At 58.4% G+C, this 14,762-nt stretch carries 22 protein-coding genes and 1 pseudogene; 1 reads left to right on the plus strand and 22 read right to left on the minus strand.

Annotation, left to right across the window (positions count from 1 at the left end):
• The 14 genes from NKH41_RS26660 to NKH41_RS26725 form a co-directional block, all read right to left on the minus strand.
• The coding region (locus NKH41_RS26660) for a hypothetical protein (RefSeq protein ID WP_352516369.1) at positions 1-219 on the minus strand (219 nt) is incomplete at its 3' end.
• Between the two features lie 415 nt (positions 220-634).
• Entirely contained in the window at positions 635-910 is a 276-nt protein-coding gene (locus NKH41_RS26665; RefSeq protein ID WP_156948355.1) for a hypothetical protein, read from the minus strand.
• Positions 804-1,022, minus strand: a complete 219-nt coding sequence (locus tag NKH41_RS26670) for an HK97 family phage prohead protease (RefSeq protein ID WP_084643140.1) — start codon at positions 1,020-1,022, stop codon at positions 804-806. Before NKH41_RS26670 ends, NKH41_RS26665 begins: the two co-directional genes overlap by 107 nt.
• A 15-nt stretch (positions 1,023-1,037) precedes the next feature.
• Positions 1,038-1,298 carry a hypothetical protein gene (locus NKH41_RS26675; protein ID WP_352934710.1) on the minus strand — a complete coding sequence of 87 codons (261 nt, stop codon included), beginning with the start codon at positions 1,296-1,298 and terminating at the stop codon, positions 1,038-1,040.
• 15 nt (positions 1,299-1,313) lie between these two features.
• Complete coding sequence (locus NKH41_RS26680) at positions 1,314-1,682, minus strand: hypothetical protein (RefSeq protein WP_156948351.1); 369 nt, start codon at positions 1,680-1,682, stop codon at positions 1,314-1,316.
• Positions 1,683-1,706: 24 nt separating this feature from the next.
• Positions 1,707-2,318: a hypothetical protein gene (locus tag NKH41_RS26685; protein WP_352468039.1), complete on the minus strand. Its 612-nt coding sequence runs from the start codon at positions 2,316-2,318 to the stop codon at positions 1,707-1,709.
• Between the two features lie 293 nt (positions 2,319-2,611).
• Positions 2,612-3,241, minus strand: coding sequence for a hypothetical protein (locus tag NKH41_RS26690; RefSeq protein ID WP_023722865.1), 630 nt, complete (start codon positions 3,239-3,241; stop codon positions 2,612-2,614).
• A 70-nt stretch (positions 3,242-3,311) separates the two neighbouring features.
• Entirely contained in the window at positions 3,312-3,491 is a 180-nt protein-coding gene (locus NKH41_RS26695; RefSeq protein WP_031195317.1) for a hypothetical protein, read from the minus strand.
• 348 nt (positions 3,492-3,839) lie between these two features.
• Entirely contained in the window at positions 3,840-4,286 is a 447-nt protein-coding gene (locus NKH41_RS26700; protein ID WP_156948347.1) for a hypothetical protein, read from the minus strand.
• Between the two features lie 77 nt (positions 4,287-4,363).
• Positions 4,364-4,591 carry a hypothetical protein gene (locus NKH41_RS26705; RefSeq protein WP_156948345.1) on the minus strand — a complete coding sequence of 76 codons (228 nt, stop codon included), beginning with the start codon at positions 4,589-4,591 and terminating at the stop codon, positions 4,364-4,366.
• 31 nt (positions 4,592-4,622) lie between these two features.
• Entirely contained in the window at positions 4,623-4,829 is a 207-nt protein-coding gene (locus NKH41_RS26710) for a helix-turn-helix transcriptional regulator (RefSeq protein WP_084643138.1), read from the minus strand.
• Positions 4,830-5,125: 296 nt separating this feature from the next.
• Positions 5,126-5,587, minus strand: coding sequence for a tyrosine-type recombinase/integrase (locus tag NKH41_RS26715; protein WP_051409784.1), 462 nt, complete (start codon positions 5,585-5,587; stop codon positions 5,126-5,128).
• Positions 5,478-5,864, minus strand: coding sequence for a phage integrase central domain-containing protein (locus NKH41_RS26720; RefSeq protein WP_023722859.1), 387 nt, complete (start codon positions 5,862-5,864; stop codon positions 5,478-5,480). The genes NKH41_RS26715 and NKH41_RS26720 overlap by 110 nt, the downstream gene beginning before the upstream one ends.
• A 348-nt stretch (positions 5,865-6,212) precedes the next feature.
• A complete protein-coding gene (locus NKH41_RS26725; RefSeq protein WP_031195313.1) occupies positions 6,213-6,479 on the minus strand; it encodes a DNA -binding domain-containing protein in 267 nt (88 codons plus the stop codon).
• 646 nt (positions 6,480-7,125) lie between these two features.
• Between NKH41_RS26725 and NKH41_RS26730 the strand changes: the two genes are divergently transcribed.
• Positions 7,126-7,596 carry a Ros/MucR family transcriptional regulator gene (locus NKH41_RS26730; RefSeq protein ID WP_031195311.1) on the plus strand — a complete coding sequence of 157 codons (471 nt, stop codon included), beginning with the start codon at positions 7,126-7,128 and terminating at the stop codon, positions 7,594-7,596.
• Positions 7,597-7,833: 237 nt separating this feature from the next.
• Here the strand turns inward: NKH41_RS26730 and NKH41_RS26735 are convergent.
• From NKH41_RS26735 to NKH41_RS26770, 8 genes and pseudogenes are all read right to left on the minus strand, one after another.
• Positions 7,834-8,033: pseudogene (locus NKH41_RS26735) on the minus strand (cold-shock protein).
• A 1,687-nt stretch (positions 8,034-9,720) separates the two neighbouring features.
• The gene (locus NKH41_RS26740; protein WP_031195309.1) at positions 9,721-10,149 is read right to left on the minus strand and encodes a DUF309 domain-containing protein; all 429 of its coding nucleotides are present in this window, start codon (positions 10,147-10,149) and stop codon (positions 9,721-9,723) included.
• 778 nt (positions 10,150-10,927) lie between these two features.
• The gene (locus tag NKH41_RS26745; RefSeq protein ID WP_352468040.1) at positions 10,928-11,719 is read right to left on the minus strand and encodes a calcium-binding protein; all 792 of its coding nucleotides are present in this window, start codon (positions 11,717-11,719) and stop codon (positions 10,928-10,930) included.
• A gap of 197 nt (positions 11,720-11,916) precedes the next feature.
• Positions 11,917-12,618 (minus strand): IS6 family transposase, encoded by a 702-nt coding sequence (locus NKH41_RS26750; RefSeq protein ID WP_023722851.1) that lies wholly within the window; start codon positions 12,616-12,618, stop codon positions 11,917-11,919.
• The gene (locus NKH41_RS26755; protein WP_198030579.1) at positions 12,615-13,136 is read right to left on the minus strand and encodes a hypothetical protein; all 522 of its coding nucleotides are present in this window, start codon (positions 13,134-13,136) and stop codon (positions 12,615-12,617) included. The genes NKH41_RS26750 and NKH41_RS26755 overlap by 4 nt, the downstream gene beginning before the upstream one ends.
• Positions 13,137-13,294: 158 nt before the next feature.
• A complete protein-coding gene (locus NKH41_RS26760) occupies positions 13,295-13,672 on the minus strand; it encodes a hypothetical protein (protein ID WP_156948343.1) in 378 nt (125 codons plus the stop codon).
• Positions 13,673-13,765: 93 nt separating this feature from the next.
• Positions 13,766-13,969 (minus strand): hypothetical protein, encoded by a 204-nt coding sequence (locus tag NKH41_RS26765; RefSeq protein WP_031195303.1) that lies wholly within the window; start codon positions 13,967-13,969, stop codon positions 13,766-13,768.
• Positions 13,966-14,412: a hypothetical protein gene (locus tag NKH41_RS26770; protein WP_023722846.1), complete on the minus strand. Its 447-nt coding sequence runs from the start codon at positions 14,410-14,412 to the stop codon at positions 13,966-13,968. Before NKH41_RS26770 ends, NKH41_RS26765 begins: the two co-directional genes overlap by 4 nt.
• Positions 14,413-14,762 lie beyond the last annotated feature (350 nt).

Below are 14,762 nucleotides of genomic sequence, written 5' to 3' on the forward strand. Positions count from 1 at the left end.
CTGAGGGCGATCGTGACGAATTGGTGGCGAGGAAAAAGTCCCTGTGGGTAACAGATCGGCGATCTGCAAAATTGGCTGCAAACCCGTCCGAAAGCTCGCCAGAACCCAAGGCAAGAGCGCGCGGTAAGTGAAGCGTGCCAGCCTCTTGCCGCGCGTACTTCGTTCGCATGGTTCGATTACATTAGCTTGATCTAATATACTAACCAGCCAGTCGAGCATTCCCGAACGCTCGCTGGTCAGGCCCAGCGGCCGCCCCCCTAACCCAAGCTGCTGGGCCGCCCGCTAAGGAAGTGCGTTGTATCACTGATACGGTCGTCGGTGACCGCCTCCGTACCGCGGCCGTGATCGCAACCACGTCACCGATGCCAACGCCCCGCATCGTACCACTCAAACGAATGGCCTGGATGCGTTTAGTATCCATTCTCGGGAGACCCACGCCTGGGTGTCGCTTGGGAGACAAGTGACTCCCCTTTAAAGGCATCGAGATGCTACGAGCGCCGAAAAGTCAGTTCCTTAACCTAAAGATCGGGCGATTTGCCAGCGGGTTGTCGACCAGATAACCGCCGACGCTAAATGGTACAGCACTTCGATAGACGGTCAGATTCTGGCCTCGACCACGCTGAATCTCTTTCAATCAGGGGTCGTAAACGAAACGAATTTGCTGGCACATGTTGGCGCGCGGCGCCACGACTTCACTAAACTGACAGGCTAGCTCCACCCGGGCGGAAACAGCGCGTTTCAGCAAATCGTGAATTGACCTGCATCCATGGAAGCCGGTTGGCGGCACGGCAGTTGGCTGAAGATCAAGAGCTACATGGTGGAAGAATATGACTTGCTCGGCGGGTGGACCGGCCGCTGCGATATTTGCTGTCGCGGCGGCCAACACACCCAAGTGGCCGGCTGCTGTCATGCGACCACAGAGCCGCCACGTCAGGATTGTGGAGCAATGAGTTGTCGAAAGATCCGCGCGCAAACTGTTCAACGAAGAGACCCGCGATAGTCGCGGGTTGGCTCCATTGGATGGCGTAGCCCGATACTCAGCCATTCGTCAGCCTCTGCAGGCGCTTCTCCGCTTTGTCTAGCGCAATGCGGCGCGCGATGACCTTTGCGCTGTCACCACGCTTGGTGTGCTGTTTATCGCCCGGCAGTCTCACCAGACGTTGACCAGGGCGCCCCTTATCCGTGGCGGTTTCGTATTCTCGCCGTTCCATACTCACACTCCCTTGCGCACAGCCGCGCAGAACGCGCTGGAAAAATGCGAAGATTCCCGTGCGGCCATTGAAAATGACCTGATGCATCGTGAGCTTCCAAATCTATGCGCAACTGTTCCAACTCGCGAAGCGGCACCATCGCGGCCTCCAATGCGGCGGCGCGCGACAGCAGCACGGCTGCCGTATGTCGCGACGCTCCCGCAGACGTTTAGAAATGATGTCAATGGCAACCATAAGATCGCCGACCAACTTGCTCAGTTCGGCGGCACGCTGCCGTTTTCCCGTCGCCGAGTCGGGTTCATCACCAAGCAGGGCTGCAACGCTGGACGGAATGGACGGACCGCGCGCTTCGGCCAGTTCTTCACGCGGGCTCGCAAGCTCGCGATCGGCCAAACATTTTTGGGAGTTTAGGTCCTGAAGTTGCCGTTCGAGTTTTGCGAATTCCGGGTCGACATCGGTCAATTCGGGCATTACGAAAGGTCAGCTTTTGACATTTTACTGGTCTCCAAAAAGTTCATTGATGACGTCGACAAGCGCGGCGGCATTGATTTCGACAGATTTGCGATGGCGAGAGGCCTGCCAGTGACTTGGCGCGCCCGCGTTGAAGCGTCGGGTGTCGATCTGGTCGATCGGCACGACTTCCGGCCAACTATTGACTACGGTGATGATGGTCTTTGCTGCCCGTGCTTTCGCCTCTGGCGAGCCAGTTGCAGCGATCTCGGCCAGGACGTCTAGCTCTTCACCAGTTGTGGCAACACTGATAGCAAATGGCGCGCCATCAGGAACGCCTTCACGGCGCAGGGCGCGGTAATCGCGCACCGCGTCAACAACAGCACGCAAAGGCACGTCCAGCGCCGCGCCAAGCATGAGTGACGCCACGTCTTGCGGGCTGAGATCTGGAGATGTCCAAGGCGCACCGGGCGGCAGAACAGCGGCGTCCGTGAGTATGCGGGCTACCGCGCCCACGCGCCCTTCATCGAAGCCGATACGCCGCACAATGGCGGCTACGGCTTGTAGGCATATTTGATCCTTGAGTTTGGAAATTCGTGATTGCGATGGTTTAAAAAAAACACCGTCGCAGCCCTGAAGGCTGGACGGTGAGCGCACGCAGCCTGGCCGGAACGCGCGCAATAATTCCCGCCTCTGGTGCCAGATTGACGGGTTGCGCCTGACGATGACGAGGCGTAGGGCCCAAAGCGGGTGGGACGCCGAAGCGCCCCATTCGTTGCTGTTGCCCCTTTAGGTTTTTGGGGCCACGATTTGGCACACGTCCCTAAGCGGCCCTGATTCTCGGGTTGTCATTCGCCACCGCCAACTTCGCCCACTTGCCAGCCGCCAATAGCTCAGCGCCTCCGCGACGGTCTGCATATCCGCCTTTAGCGCCGAAAGCCTTGCCGACCTCAGCAATTGCCGCCTGCTAAGATGACCTCGATGACAGTATCGATATTGGCCGGTGGGGTGATCGGATCGGCAGTTCCAGCCAGCCGTACGTCTCCACGACTCCTGCCCAACTTAAGCTGGCCTAGTCCGCCTATTGCACCCAGAAAGAATGCGCCAGGTGCGATCTCTGGAGGATGGAAGCTGAAGCAAGTTGCCGACGTGAATACTGCGTCGGGATGTATCCACTCCTGCGATTTTATAGAGACACCTCGCGACACCGTATCCCAGTTGCCTGCTCGTGCCGGTTCCGGTTCGGCATCGCCGAGCCGCGGTTGGGCAGACGGCAGCGCTATGCAGGCATCCAACGAACGTGGATCTGGATTCTTCCCTCTTGGCCTGCCGTCCTTTCGGCTCCGGTCGACATGCAGTCCCGCGTCAGTGGGCAGGTTGTCGTTGGCGGCCTGCGGAAGGCGCTCTCGAACGATGAGCCACAATGCGGCGGCCCCCTTCCCGTCGTGCTTTTTCAGCCAATTCCAAGCTGGCCGACCGCCACGAAAACGAATCCGTACAGCGGTGCGCTTCTCCGCCGGGTTGGCCTTCAGGAAGGCGTCTGTTGCTTCTAGTATTTCCTTGCGGGTGGTCTTTGTCATGGGTGGTCATCCCAATTCGAGAAACCGGCCAGGCCGGGTAGTCCGTTTCCGCAATGCGCGGGACGGGTAGTCAGTCGTCATCCTTTAAATCTTCGGCTTCGTCCTTGAGCTTCTGCCAGTCAGCGCCGTGCTTCCGCAATAATGTGCGCGCCTGTTTGGCCGATAGGTCCGTGACTTCGGTAAGGTGCTCTACCTCAAGTTCTGCGCCCTTCTTAACGCGGCTATCGTCGCTCTTTTTCTTCACGGCCATATCTCCGCGCTCCTCGCCCATCGATCAGAGGCAACGAGCGCTAGTGAGCATTGTTCCGGACCTGTGGAACTATCTGCCCGCCGCATTGGTTTCTCCATTGAAAGGAGGACGATCATGCTAAAATTTTTACTTGGTCTTGGCGCGCTCATGCGGTGTTCCAAATCGGCCGAGACTTACAACGACAATCCTCCTAAGTCCCGCTTCAAGATGACCTGGTTTGACGACATTGCTGATAGCCGCCCTAAGAACTTTCTCATCAAGGGCGTCTCTCTCTCGATGTAAATAATCCCGGCCGTGTCGGCGTCACATTCTGGAATGTTGTCGACCACAACGCACCAGCGGAGGGCCTCACTGATATCTGCAGGTTCGTTGTCGGATCGCGGCTGTAACAGTTCGCGCTTGAACGTGTAGTGGTTCCCAGGCCACGTCTTCCGGCGCAACCATGATCGATCCGCCTGTCCTGGCCATATTGCCGTAGTGAAAACTGGCCAGCCTCTCTGCGTCGCCATTGTTGATAAGGTCGAGGAACCTTTCTGCTTCAGTGTGGGTGCGGTCATTCGGCGTCGGCTCCATGAGCGCGGCAACAGCGGCGCTGGCAATTTCGGCAACAAGAGAACGAGAAAACGTGACGACGCGCCCACCATGAGCGTTCGGCGCGAAAACGGCGAAGCCGCCATCGGGTCGCTTGGACACCTTCAGATTATAGATTTTCACGGCATCATTCAGTGCTACGTCGACGCGCGCAATGACGTTGCCGCAGCCTGGCGGCTCCGGTCGGGCATCAAGGATTTTCAAGGGGAGCGGTCCAGTCTTGGAGTGCCGCCGTTGGTCGGCGGTGTTTTTTGAAGAAACGCCGCGGCCCGTCAGTGTGCTCACTCTCGAGCGATGCGCATTGCTGTCATTTCAATCAATTCGCCAAGGAAGCGGATGCTGACTAAGCCCTGCGCTTCTCGATCTTTGTCTGTTCGGTCGATGGGCCACTCCTCTTGCAGTAGGTGCAAGCCGGTTGCGAACTTTTCCCTATTGAAGTCCGGAACATCCTCTATCAAGCGGATCAGAAGATGCTGCAGGAACGCCTTCTCGGTAGCCTTCCAAAGCATAAACATTTCGCAACAGTTTCGGCATTGTGGCTCATGCTGCCGCGCTCGCGGCGATATGCTTATCAATCCACTCTTCGACCTCGGCACGCATATATGCACTACGTCGTTCGGATAGCGAAACGGGCTTCGGGAACCCCCCGGCTTCGGCCATCAAAATCAATAGTGTACGAGAAAGAGACGTGGCTGCCGCCGCGTCTTTTGGTGCGATCAGGCGCGGTCGGTTGTCGTTTGCTGTCATCGGAATCCCCAGTGCAACCCGGCGCAAAAAGAGCGTGCGGAAAATCCAACGTGCGAAGGGGCACGTTCAAACTCTGAATCTTTAGAGAGGGATTCGGGTCGCCGTTAACTTAGGCGAGGTAAGCCAAGGTGAAGAACAATATGCGTTTTCGCCTGTAATGTCGATATGGTCAACGGGCTTTATTTTCACAATACTGTGCCAGTCTACCATCAAGCCGCGTCTTTTTTGCGACGCGGTGCCACGTCTGTATGCGGCTTCGGTCTTGTCCTTGAGCACATGAGCCAAGGCCGCCGCGGCTACATCGCGCGGGTAATCGGTCTATCGCCAGCCCAATCACGGAACGATGAGCGCAGACCATGCAAGGTCGCATCGCCCGCACCAGCGGCCCTAAGCGCCTTCGTCATCGCTGTGTCGCTGATTGGCCTTCCGTCGCGTCCACCTTCGAACACCAGATCGCTGGTCGACTGCTGCTGTGTAGCGCGGAGGATTGTCACGGCGCGCTCGGAAAGCGGAACCTCATGGTCGCGCGCAGCCTTCATCTTTGCGGCGGGTACCGTCCACAAGGCCGCATCAAGGTCGATCTCCGGCCACACTGCGCCGCGAACCTCACTGGAACGCGCTGCGGTCAATGCGGCGAACTCCACAGCCCTAGCTGACACGCCAGCGGCGGCTCGTAGGCGCTTGATGATGGCAGGCAGTTCCTTGTAGCCGACTGTTGCGTGATGGCCGCGCGTGAGCTTCTGTCGAGCCGGAAGCATATCCTTCAGGCCTCTCCGCCAGTCGGCAGGGTTGTCGCCGACATAAAAGCCGCCTCGCCTTCGCGTGATCCATTACTGCTGCAATGCACATGCGGAGGCGGTCAGCAGTCTCTGGTATCTTCTCCCAGATCGGCTTCAGCGTCTCGACCACGTCGTCGCGCGCGATCTCGGCGATCGGCCTCTTGTGCAGCGGCTTGGCATATTCACGCAACGTCATCGACCACTGCGCCTTGTGCTTCCCATTGCGGAAAGACTTCTCCTTCACCGCTATCTTCATCGGAAAGCGAGCCGGGAAAGTGTCTCGCTTGACGATTCGAAAGACCCGCTGTTTATAGCTTTTTCATCGGCTTCTTTCGTTATCGTTGGCGTCGGAATTGTCCTGCCTGCATGGTTGGCTTTTCATGTTGGCGGTTCGGGTTTGGTTGGCCTCGTGTTGCTGTCGTCCAGCGTGGCGGGTCTGGTGCTCGCACCGGTCGCCGCCATCTGGTCGATCGTCATGATGGAGCAAAGAACTGAGGTCTTTCAATTTGAACCTAATTCCCGCAGCCCCGACCGTGAGACCGCTCTTTTCGCGGACGCCGTAACCACATCTGAACAGGCGGAGCGTGTCGCCGCCTGTTCGCCCTCATCCGGCGAACAATTCCTTGTAACCGGTCGTCACCATCCAGTTCGCCCGATCGAGATGGCTTCGCACAGTTTTCCGGGCCCGCTCCGGCTCTTGCACCGGATCGATGCCGAGGATGACCTGCGCCATCTCCTCATAGCTTGCCTCGTCGGCACCTGCATCCAGGAGCCTCAGGTAGGTCGTGAAGTGCTGACGGTCGTAGCTGGTCAGGCTGTCAGACCAGGGCACTTCTTCTTTAAGACCTGGTTTAACGTCTGGATATTTCATCATGACATCGGGCTCCGGAAGTAAGTGATCGAAGAGCGATTGTTCTTTTCGACAGCCTAACCAAGGATGGGAAACATCGTAGCTAAGACACCATCGCGATCATGACCCGCAAGCGCCCGCTCGAGGCGATATGCGCATCTTCTGACCGGTTCGACCCAGGTGAGGGATGAATTGCAAAAAGCTCAAGACCGTGCGGCGCGCACATCGGGTTTCGCATTGTTGGCCATCAAGGTCGTTTGTGACCACAGGATTAACAGGCAAAGCTTGTGCTTGAATTACCGTGATGCTCAGCATCGGTTCAACCACCTTATTCGAGTTCGTAGCGCCTGCCGAGGGCGCGCTGGCCGGGGCGCAGGTCAAATCGAAAGTCAAGAACCGAAGACTAGCTACCGCGTCCGTGAGGGCTTCGTGAGCTGCGCAAGGACGACCTTGGGGCTTCATGGGTGGCGCAAAGCATCTTTGGCCCTTCGTTTTGCCCGGCCGACAGCGCGCAGATCAACACGCCCACGACGGCGGATGCAGCGCTATGGTCCTCGGTGCCGACGAGCATCGCGATAGTCCTGCCGGGCTGTATTTGCTTTCAGCGGCGACCGCCACTATGAAGCGACGCTTCGCCGACTGTGTTTCACGCCGCCTGGAGAGTTTCATGACAGAAGAAGCCGCAAAAAACATTGACACCCTCATCGAGCTCACCGCCGATGTCGTCTCAGCCTATGTCTCCAACAATCCGGTCCCGGTGGGGGATCTCCCTGCCCTGATCGGCCAAGTGCACGCGGCGCTGAAAGGCACGGCCGCAGGCGTCACCGCACAAAAGCCGGTTGCGCTTACGCCTGCTGTCCCAATCAGGAAGTCGGTGACACCGGACTACATCATCTCCCTTGAAGACGGCAAGAAATTCAAATCACTAAAGCGCCATCTGTCGACCCACCATGGGCTGACGCCAGATGAATATCGCGCCAAATGGGGCCTGCCGGCGGATTATCCCATGGTCGCGCCGAACTACGCCGCGGCGCGCTCGACTTTGGCCAAGACGATGGGGCTCGGCCGCAAACCGAAAGCGCCGGAAGCGCCGGAGCCGGCAGTGGCGAAGCGGACCCGCAAGAAGGTCGCAGGTTAGAATTTCGGCAATCGAGGTTCGTTCTGGAGCGCGCAACTGCCGTCGGCATTTGCGCAGAATACGAGAAGGCGGGGACAGCCCGCCTTCAACTGCAAACATTCTCGTTTCACAAGAAGCGCGTCCGCTTGCAGCAATCTGCTGCGCCGAGCCCTATTCTCGCCCGCTCTTGTCGAGCGGCCGTCAGTACATCCGGACTTGCCGCGTCCTCCCGGCTCTTGCCGGGGGGCAGGAGAAAAATCAGCCAGCTTTGCTGAGGCTGCCAGCGGAGGATTTGCCAGTGCGGCGATCCTGTTCGATCTCATAGTTGATCTGAGGGTCGAGAGGCCCGCGCGTTCGACAGCGGAAATGTGGACGAAAACATCCTGACCGCCATTGTCGGGCTGGATAAATCCAAATCCCTTGGTGCTGTTGAACCACTTCACGGTTCCAGTTGCCATGTGCGTATTCCTTGTAAAGTTTGCAACACGTTCTGGTTCGGCGATCATGCCGGGCCGTTCATAGTATAACGCAGCAAATGCGAAAGACCGGAAGGCCCGGAGCGACACGCCGTGGTAAGCGCATCGTGCAGCCAGTGGACTGGCCGCGACCAAGCGGCAGTCGCAAAGGCAGACGAAACTAACGCATCACGTGGTGAACCTTGCAATGAGGAGTCGGGGGCCGGCACCTCGTACGATCGCCATCGTCAAGAGGAGTCGGAGCGTTAATCACTGCGGCCAGCGCGGATGCGATCGATCGGGCGTGCGTTTTGCTGGGATCAGTCCAAAGGTGAGTCAGGAACAACCGCCCAAGCGATCGACGACTTCCTGCTTGATTTGATGACCCTGGTGGTTGTTGTAGAAAACACCCGCAAGAGGCTCTACAATCCGGCGAGGCAGTTGGCGCGCGTGAGATTGACCAGGATCAGGCCGTTCTAGGCTGATTAGAGCGCCCACTCTCGCGAAGAAGGGGGCCGATCTGATCATCGACAAAATCGAGCGCAGCAAAGCTGACCTGTATCCTGTGGGTGATCGCTGCTGCGATTCCTCATTCACCACCCAGCGTCTGGATCAACGACAACGAGGGCTGCGGAACAAGCCTGGTCAGCGCCACCTCTTGCGACTTCTCAACCCACACTAAGGGTTGATCGGTGGAGGAAAGCCGATGCGATGTGCACCAAGTGTAGCTTTGGGATTGCCGACCGCTTGCGGAGCGCAATCCGTGCCCGGCCACCCATGACATCCGGCATGCGGACCATCAGCAGCATAATCAGTCGCAGGTGACCGATTCAAAAAATGCATTGGACGGGTCCGATTTACACGGGAACATGCGAGCATGGACAAGGGTGGCGGCCATCTTCATTGCATTTTGAATATTTTGCGGCTTCGCGATGGGCCTAATAAAGGCGACTGCGTGGGCGATATTGTCGTTATGGCGGTCATGCTGACAGCAGGACAAGAGATCGGGAGCGTGGGCCCCGGCCTCAGCGGTTAGCCGCTTCAGTCGTGGCTTGGACGACAGCAACGTCTTGGAAAACCGTTGGAGAATGCGTGGGGGCGGGTGGACGAAAGCGTGCGATCGGCCTAGACGACATTCGCAACTCTCCTGAGTCTGCCGAGAGCCTATGAGGCAGCAGCGACCCTTTGTCGTCGAGATCAAACAGAAGCGTTGGCTCGTGAAGCGGCCACACTCAATCTGGGCCGGCATCGACTTGGCCGCCATCACGAACGATATCGCGGAAGCGAGACTGAAGGTCCGATCGCTGAAGCGCCGATTGTTCCTTGCGAAGATATCCGTTCTCGGCCCATGGCCGCCGTTGGTGAAGCAGTACCCGACGCCAAGGACGTGATCATGCCCGACGTATCGCTTCCTAAGCCGCCGACGGTTGAGGAAGCGCCGGTTCCGAAGGCATCGAACGCACCGACTGGAGGCAGACGGACCCGCAAGAAGAAGCGGTGGCAGAAAGATGTTGCTTTGCCGCGAGATGAACGATGGAAGCGGCGCCTGCCATGGGTGCTCCGCCAGCGCCGGGCTGTGCCGTAGGTCAACTGCGCCAGGATTGAAGCTGCCCTTGTCGAACTGTCCATGACAGGTCGGCAGTGCACCCAAATAACTAAGAGGCTTGAACCGTACTGTAGGGGTTGCCTATCAGACGCCCTCGGATTTAGGGGCGAGAATGAAATCGAAAACGGGCTCAGGCTGGCCAGGCATCGGCTCTCGCAAAACAGCCGGGAAAGTTGTGGCCGCTTCGGCGTGTACCGCGAGCGCGGCAGGTGTCATTCCGAGTGCGGCCTCAAAGGGCCGGCTCGGCAGAGGCGCCACCCGACGAAAAAGCGCTGCAGCTCTCGCCGCATGGCGCGCGGCAGCGACCGGCTTTCCCTCGCGGATCTTCACCCCGGCCGCCGCCAACAGGATCAATCCCTTGAACAAAAGGCGATGCTGAGTGCTTTGTTTCGCAGCGTGCCAAAGAGGCTCCCAAGCCTCATGGGCTTCCCAGTAATAACCGTGATTGAACAGGTCGATACCCCATCGGAACCCGTTTGAGCTGAGTGATTCCTCGACGGCAACAACGGTCATCGGGTCGCTTTGGTAACTGTGACCCAGCGGGTCGCGAACCGGATGCGGATGTTTGCCAGGCAGGTATGCGTAGCCCGGGAAATTCTTTTCGGGTAGCAAGCGACGACGTGACATAGACCCCAGCAATCATGAAAGCACGTCGATGACAATCATGTCATATGGAATCTGATGGACACCGCTGCATTGGCTGCTGGGTCCTTCCATCCCTGAGATTTCAGCCTCCGCCGTACACGCACGACGCCGGACGTCTTCGGTGGCAGACGCCGATAGCGCTTGACCGTCTTGAAGCCCGACTACTCGCGCACCGAAGACTGACGCTGCTTCTGCGAGCAGCAAGCCCGGTCGCAAGGCCGAAGGCGACGCCAGGGTAGTTCGGATCGATCTCTGCCCGGAGCCAGTCGCGCCGGCGTTCAACGTGAGCAGTTTGATGACGGGAACGAAGCTGGGTCTCACTGCGGAGCGGCTGCTGCTGGCGGGGATTCGCGCGCTGGTGCCTCATCGCCGCCGCGCCATCTGCTTAGCCCGCAAGCTAGGAAGCGGCGCTCAGCCGGCTAGAACGGGCGAAGTGACCAGAGCTCCGAAGCTGACGCAAGCGTACGGTCGGCAGCAAGTGGCATATGGACGAGACGTACATCAAGTCCGCGGCCAATGGATGTATCGGCTTCATCAAGCTCTACACGCTGCGACTGCTCCCGGGCGCCCCGGCCCATCGCAAGTAGCGGAAACGGAAAGCGCCCGCCCAGGGGGGCGGGGCGCTGTTCCGTATGGGTTTTCTGGATCAAACGAAGGTGAAGTCCGACGCGGTCAGGCCTAGGTCGGCCACGGTGACCACACCGCCCAGGTGGACGAACTCATGCGCGCTGTTGTCGGCGGTGACATAGGCCAGAGTTGCGACTCTGTCGCTGTAGCTGCTTTGGTAGACAATGATGTCGCCGGCGTGCTCGCCGGAGATCGCACTCGCGGCTTCAGAAGCAGAGTTGAAAGATTCGCCAGTGATCACCACGACGTGTTCGCCGTTCGCACCCGAGGCCGCACCACTGTAGAAGCTGCTCACCGGGTAGCCGGACTGTATGCTGGCGTTGTTGACGAAGTTCGCGCCAAAACCGTCGTTGTAGAGGCCCACCGCATCGAAGGCGAACTTGTCCTCCGCCGGGTTGAAATCGGTGATAGTGGAAATGTCCGACTTCGACCCGACAACCCCAGGCACCGGATTGTGGAACTGGAACACGAACGTGTCACTGTCGGTGCCCCCGGTCAACGTATCCTGGCCGTCACCCACGTAGAGGACATCCTGGCCGGGACCGCCGCTGAGCCTGTCATTGTCCTCACCGGAGATGCGCGCGTTGAAGCGGCCGTTGTCGCCGGAGAGATCGTCCCAGCCATCTCCGCCGAAGATGCGGTCGTTACCCTCGCCGCCGATGACTCGGTCACTGCCCGCGCCACCCGAGATCTCGTCGTTGCCGCCACGACCGTCAATCCAGTCATTGCCCCCGAAACCCTCCATCCAATCTTCAAGCTCGGTGCCGAGGAGTGTTTCGGAACCCGGGCCACCCTCGATAATGTTTGCCATCGAAAATACTCCTAATGATGCACCCTGCCTGGCGCGTTCATATTCCTCATCGGATAATTAGAGAAATCGATTGCTTGGATAGACACACATTTACGAAATGGATGCACTCACGTTCACTTCCTTCTGCTGAGCAGTTGCGGGGGCATCGTAAACTTAAAGAGCGCGAGGCGGTCGTAGCCCGCTTGCCCCACGGCGGTTCAAGCCCGCGCGATTTTTGCCCAGAGGTTCATTGCCTCTGAACGCAGTTCGCGATGATGGCTGGAGGAGATTTCGTGGCGGGGGATGTGGAACAGGTTGGCAATCGGATCATGAATTGAGACGAAGCGCTGCAAATGGCGTTGTGACTTGAAGCGTTTCATGATCCGTTCCCGTCGCCGGACTGGCTGATGGGAATTCTCCGCCCGATTGTTCAAGCCTTGATGCGAACGGTGATCGACGCCTGGCATGATCTCTCGCTTTGCAGCGTCGTAAGACCGAAGCTTGTCGGTGATCATCACGCGCGGCGCGCGGCCTTGGCCCTTCAACAGCTTGCGCATCAGACGCTTGGCCGCCTTGGCATTGCGACGACTTTGCACCAGAACTTCCAGGACGAAACCGTCCTGATCGACGGCGCGCCAGAGCCAGTGCTTCTTGCCGCGGATCGAAACGACGGCCTCGTCGAGATGCCACTTGTCACCCAGCCGACCCGCTGAGCGGCGGCGGATCTCGCTGGCAAAGGTCCGCCCGAATTTCTCTGCCCAAAGCCGGACTGTCTGATGCGAGACAATAATCCCTCGTGCCGCCAGCAAGTCCTCGACCATTCGCAAACTGAGAGGAAAACGGAAATAGAGCCAGATAGCATGGGCGATGATCTCGGCGGGGAAGCGATGGCGGCGGTAGAGTGGGTCACGCTCTGTCATAGCCCGTCATCGCACATCGGTATCCACGCTTCGTTAAGTTGACGATGCCCCCCTTGCTCCCCGATAAGATGGGCAAGATTGGGTTTGAGATCGGCCAATCTGGCCAGCACCTCTTGGGCATCGCCTTCACGGACTGCCCAATGCGTGCGGTAGAGCTGGAACCGGTCCGCGCCGAACACCGACCCGGCCATCTCAATGTCGTCGAAACCCACCTCGCCGAAATCGACCAATGTCTCGAAAGTGGTGGAGACCTCTCTTCGCCCTGGCGTGGTGTCGGAGATCCGACCGTACTTGATGAGCATGGAGACGGCGTCTCCGGCCGACTTGATCTCACTGCACAGAAAAGTCGGCAACTTTTCGAGAAAGGCGATCGCAGTGGAATCGAGGCTTTCAAGCCGCTTCTCGGTGTCAGGCGGCGTGTATTCGAACATGCGCCCTCGCCCGATGGTGACGACATCGACGTTCCCCTCGACATATTCCCAGTTGCCAAAAGAGATGTAATTGAAGTTCTCCGTCATGAGTCCCATTCCGTTCGCCAAGCGCATTCTCTAAAGACGCCGGGCGGCGAGAGCAATTTAGTACTCGAGCGCATAACGGACACCTCTGCGATGCGGAGACGAACGAATGCTAGATTCCGTCAGCGGAATGCTCCCGCTGACTAGGATCGAACCAGCGCTCACGATTTGCGCTTCGCAACATAGTTGCGAAAGGCCTCTTTGAATTTCGCTTCGAGATCTACTGCCTGGGCCGAAGTCGGTGACGACAGGTCGAACTCCCAACCGGCTTTATGGTAGGCAATCATCCTTGCTGCGGAATCGGAGGTCGTGTTGGTCACCAGCAACCGATCTTGCTTACCGAGTTCTTCGGCGAGTCCGAGATATCCTCGCGCCAAACCCAACTTCAGGGTGCTCGCGTAAAATTTACATTCGGCTGCGTTCAGGACCTTGCTAGCACGAGGATGCACCTTTTCTTTGCGACAGACGCGCGCTTCGTGTTGATCGATCACGGCGAGATCGCATTCGTGGAGGACACCCGAGCGCCCCGACACTTTCACGCCGATATGCGCCTCAAGCGGCGGGCAGCCTGGTAAGCCTATAACGGCGTGGGTGTATTTCTTCTTCGGGCTGAAGATGTCGCCCGGCGAGGTTCAGAAAATCAAGTTGGTGGTGGCATTTCCATCGTTCGCCTCGAAAGCGATGGTGGCCCCAGCGGCGCGGGCCGCCCTCACGACGATCGCGAGCGTATAGCCTTCGAACACGTCGTTGGCGTCCGACGCCGCGGAGTAATTCATGCCATGTGCCGGACCGAGAATCGCGGAGATCTGTCCGACGAGAGTCGATGCGGTCATCATGCGGCGGTAACTCCAGCTTGCTGGCGCAGTTCCCGGAAGCGGCGGCGGGCTGCCTCCTGCTGTTTGCCTGAATCGCTGCGCAAGCTGTGGCCATCATCGCCTTCTCGTTCAGAAACGAACGTCACGCTCTTTACTTCCAAGATCTTCAGCGCATCGGTTGCGAACTGCGGGAGAGCCAATATGCGATCGATGGCATCGAGAAGAAGATTTAGGCGCTCAATGTTGGAAAAGAGCTGAGTCGTAACGAACTCCTGCATTTGCCGTCTGCCGCGCCGCTGACCCGCGACTTGGTCATCGATGAACTCGCTGGCATCAGCTTTAGTGATGACCGTCTTCCCGAGATAGATGCTCTCCTCAACTTGCTCTACTACCCAATTCAACCCGACCTTTCGGAGCACATCCGATATTTCATCATAAGCGCTCTTCGCCTCTTGTTCATCCATCGTTTTTCCCCCGGAGCTGTTGTTGTGTCACGCCATGATAGCAGCTGCGGTGCCTACCTCTGCTCAATGCGGTAGAGAGATCAAGTACACGGAGGCATTTATACCGGTCCGAATGTCCACTCTCCTACAATTCAATGTCGATTGTCAGCGAGCGGTCAGCATCCGGGATTCGCGGCGGGGTCCAATCCCAATCAACAATGCCTGGTCCTGCAGAAAATTGTCGTTCGGTGTGACCCGCGTGGATGACGGCTTTGTCCCGGCGCAGTCGCTAGGGTCGCTCGCCGCCGAGACCTCGGAGGAATGACCGGTTTCGGGAGAAGCGTGTCGTCGTCCGAAAGGCGGAGATGGGG

This window comes from Mesorhizobium sp. M1169 (assembly GCF_040318345.1).
Classification (GTDB): Bacteria; Pseudomonadota; Alphaproteobacteria; order Rhizobiales; family Rhizobiaceae; genus Mesorhizobium.